The sequence below is a fragment of the Ideonella sp. P3_A4 genome, from assembly GCF_056403075.1.
On sequence record NZ_JBFUGE010000617.1, the window covers coordinates 1 to 3,445 of the forward strand.

The following is a 3,445-nucleotide window of genomic DNA, read 5'->3' on the forward strand; positions in this document are numbered from 1 at the left end:
CCCTCGATGCTCTCGATCATCGCGGACTCTTCGCCGCAGATGTAGGCACCGGCGCCGCGCCGCAGCTCGATGCGCGGCAGCGGGCACGGTGGCTCGGCCTGCAGCAGCGCCAGCTCGCGCTCCAGCAACGCGCGGCAACCGGCGTACTCATCACGCAGGTACAGCACCACCGACTCGGTGCCGACCACCTGCGCCGCGATCAACACCCCTTCGAGGAAACGGTGCGGGTCGCGTTCGAGATAAGTCCGGTCCTTGAAGGTGCCGGGTTCACCTTCGTCGATGTTGACCGCCATCCAGCGCGGCGCGTCGAAGCCGCGCACGATGCGCCACTTGCGCCCGGCCGGGAAACCCGCGCCGCCCAGGCCACGCAGGCCGGAGTGCTCCAGCGCGGCCAGCACCTCGTCGGCCGGGCGTTCGCTGTTGACGACTTCGGCCGCGAGGTGATAGCCGCCGGCAGCACGGTAGGCCGCGTAGCCGACACAAGTGGGCGACAACGCATCGTCTGCGGCCTCGCCGATCTCGCCCAGCGCGCGCGCCACCGGGTCGAAGCGGCCATGCGAATTCGCAGGCAAGGGGTGGTGGTGCTCGCCCTGCGCAAGACAGCGACGCACATCGTCGGCCGTCGCACACGGCAACGGGCGCTGGCCCAGCACGGCGACCGGCGCCTGCTCGCAGCGGCCCACGCAAGGCGCATGGGTCAGCCGCACGGACGCATCGAGCGTGCCGGCCAGCGACTGCATCAAACCATTCGCGCCGGCCATCGAGCAGGCCAGGCCGTCGCACACACGCAGCGTCACCGCCGGCGCTTCGGCCCCGTCGGGCAGGATCTCGAAGTGGTGGTAGAAGCTCGCGACCTCGATCACCTCGGCCATCGACAGGCGCATCTCGGCCGCCAGCGCGACCAGCATGCCTTCGAACAGCGCTCCCTGCGCGTCGTTGAGCCGGTGCAAGTGCTCGATCAGCTGCTCGCGCGTGTGCGGGCCCGGGCCGATCAGCGCGCGCACGGCTTCGCGCGCTGCTTCGTCGGGCTGTCGGCCCTTCAGTTGGTGGCGCAGGCGGCGGCGGCCGCGGATCTTTTCGACGGGGATGCGGGTTTCGGCAGGGGCTTGGGACATGCGGCGCACACAAGGAAGATGGCGCGCGCAGCAGGCACGCGCCGATCGACCCAGTATGCGTCAAGCCGTGGCCGGCACGGTGACAGCAGCCGGCGGCAAAGCCCGCGGCGCCAGCCCGAACCAGGGGCGCAGCGGCCCCAGGCGCGTGGCCACCAGGTAACCCGCCACGCAGGCTACCGCGGTGCCAACAATCAGCAGCGGCGCCTCGATCGCCGGCGTCAAGCCCCAGGGCCGCATCCTCCAGGCGAGCAGGATGATCACGGTCTGGTGCAACAGGTAAACCGGGAACACGGCCTCGGCGATCGTCGCCCGCCAGCGGTGGTCATGGTTCCAGTGCCGGACCGCAAAGCCCAGCGCCGCGACGATGGCCGACCACTGCAGCGCGGCATAACCCAAACGTTGCAACTGGCGCAGCCAGTCGGGCGGCTCCAATGCATCGCTGTAGTAACCGAAGTAGCTGGCGATCGCCGCCCACAGCAACAAGGCCAGGCCCAGCATCACCCAGCGCCACCGTGCGAACAAGGCCCAGCCGCCGCCCCAGCGCGCCAGCACTGCACCGGCCAGGAAGACCGTCAGGTACAGCGCGTGGTTGTAGAAGTCGTCGACCAGCGCATGCGTCTGCGGGAAGCGGCCGACCAGCAGCACGCGCCACAACGTCAGCAGCGCCACCGGCAGCAGCCACAGGCCCCAGGCGTTCTTCAGGTGCCGTTCGGCCAGCGCCGCCATCGTGTCCAGCGCAGTTGGCCAGGCTTTCAGCAGCGCCCACATCAGCAGGCTGTAGACCCACAGGTAGGCCACGAACCACATGTGGTTCCAGGTCGGCAGCTTCAGGCAGTTGTCGCCGCGGCAAAAGCCGTGGTACGCCTTCAAGTACAGCTGCATGAAGTCCAGATAGCTGCCCGGGTAGGCCAGCTTGGACACCACCTCCAGGTAGGCCTGCGGCGGCACGACGACCACCATGGCCAGCAGCAGCGGCAGCAGCAGGCGCTTCGAACGCTCACGCACGAAGGGGCGCGGTGCCTGGCCCGGCCGGGCTCTCAGCATCATCGCGGTGGCGGCGCCCGAGATCAGGAACAGCAGCGCCAGGCGCCACGGCGAGCTGAGCATCATCAGCGGCTCGATGGTCGTGCCGGCATGTGGGCTCTTGATGTGCCAGTCCCAGCTCACGTAGTACATGCCCACGTGGTACAGGATCAGCAGGCCGAAGGCGGCGGCGCGMAGCCAGTCGAGAAAGTACAGGCGCTCGGGGTGAGCGCCAGGGTGGGCGGCTTGTGTCATGGCATACAGCCTAGACAAGCGTCCGCCTGCAAGCCAGCGCCATGGGGCGAGCCGCGGGCGAGGTGGGGCGAATCGGGGGAGCGAATCGCGAGCTCAGCCGTTGACCTGCCCCAGCCGCTGCATCAGCGCCGTGCGGTGGGGCCGGCTGCAGGCCAGCTCGGTGCCGTCGCGCAGGCGCAGCAGCGCGTCGCCCTTGTCGTTCGGCTGCACCTCGGCCACCTGGGCCAAGGCCACCGCAATGCTGCGGTGCACGCGGATGAAGCCGTCGCCCAGGTCGGTCAACAGGCCGGCCAGGGTGCGCCGCAGCAACCACTCGCGGCCCAGCGCATGCAGGGTGACGTAGTTGTCGGCCGCTTCGAGCCAATGGATGTCGGCCACGCGCAGCACCTGCACGCCCGCACGTGTGGGCACCAGCAACTGGGTCGTGGGCATCGGCACGCGCGGTGCGGCCCGCTGACGCACACGGTCCAGCGCTCGCGCCAGCCGTTCGGGCGCGACGGGCTTGAGCAGGTAGTCGACCGCTCGCGCGTCGAAGGCCTGCAGCGCGAAGGCATCGAACGCGGTGATGAAGATCACCGCCGGGCCGTCGTCCGGCAGTGAGGCAGCAACCGCCAAGCCATCCAGCTCCGGCATCTGCACATCGAGCAACAGCGCATCGGGCTGCAGGCAATTGGCCATCTCCAGCGCCTGTTCGCCGTCGGCGGCCTCGCCCACCACCTCGGCGCCTTCGATCGACGCCAGCAGCCGGCGCAGACGAGCGCGGGCCGGTGCTTCGTCGTCGACGATCAACAGGCGCATGGCAACCACAGCTCGGCACGCACGCCACCGCCTTCGGCCGCATTCAGCGACAGCCCCGCCGCGTCGCCATGCAGGCTGGCCAGGCGCTGGCGCAGGTTGCCCAGGCCGACGCCGAATACCGGCGCCGCCGCGAGTTGGCCACCGTCGTCTCGCACCGCCAGGCGCAACTGCCTGTCGAGCAAGCGGGCACTGACCGTGATCGAGGTGGTGGCGCGCCGTTTCTCGACCACGTGCTTGAAGGCGTTCTCGAGCAG

3 protein-coding genes and 1 pseudogene are annotated in these 3,445 nt (G+C 69.8%); all 4 read right to left on the reverse strand.

What is annotated here, in order from left to right:
- A partial coding sequence (locus AC1DYI_RS29955; RefSeq protein ID WP_477207766.1) for an NADH-quinone oxidoreductase subunit NuoE family protein occupies positions 1 to 1,115 on the reverse strand: 1,115 nt, incomplete at its 3' end.
- A 60-nt stretch (positions 1,116 to 1,175) separates the two neighbouring features.
- The gene (locus AC1DYI_RS29960) at positions 1,176 to 2,393 is read right to left on the reverse strand and encodes an acyltransferase family protein (RefSeq protein ID WP_477207767.1); all 1,218 of its coding nucleotides are present in this window, start codon (positions 2,391 to 2,393) and stop codon (positions 1,176 to 1,178) included.
- Positions 2,394 to 2,486: 93 nt separating this feature from the next.
- Positions 2,487 to 3,191 (reverse strand): LytR/AlgR family response regulator transcription factor, encoded by a 705-nt coding sequence (locus AC1DYI_RS29965; protein ID WP_477207768.1) that lies wholly within the window; start codon positions 3,189 to 3,191, stop codon positions 2,487 to 2,489.
- Positions 3,179 to 3,445, reverse strand: a pseudogene (locus AC1DYI_RS29970) (sensor histidine kinase); the annotation flags it as partial. The gene AC1DYI_RS29965 and the pseudogene AC1DYI_RS29970, both read right to left, overlap by 13 nt.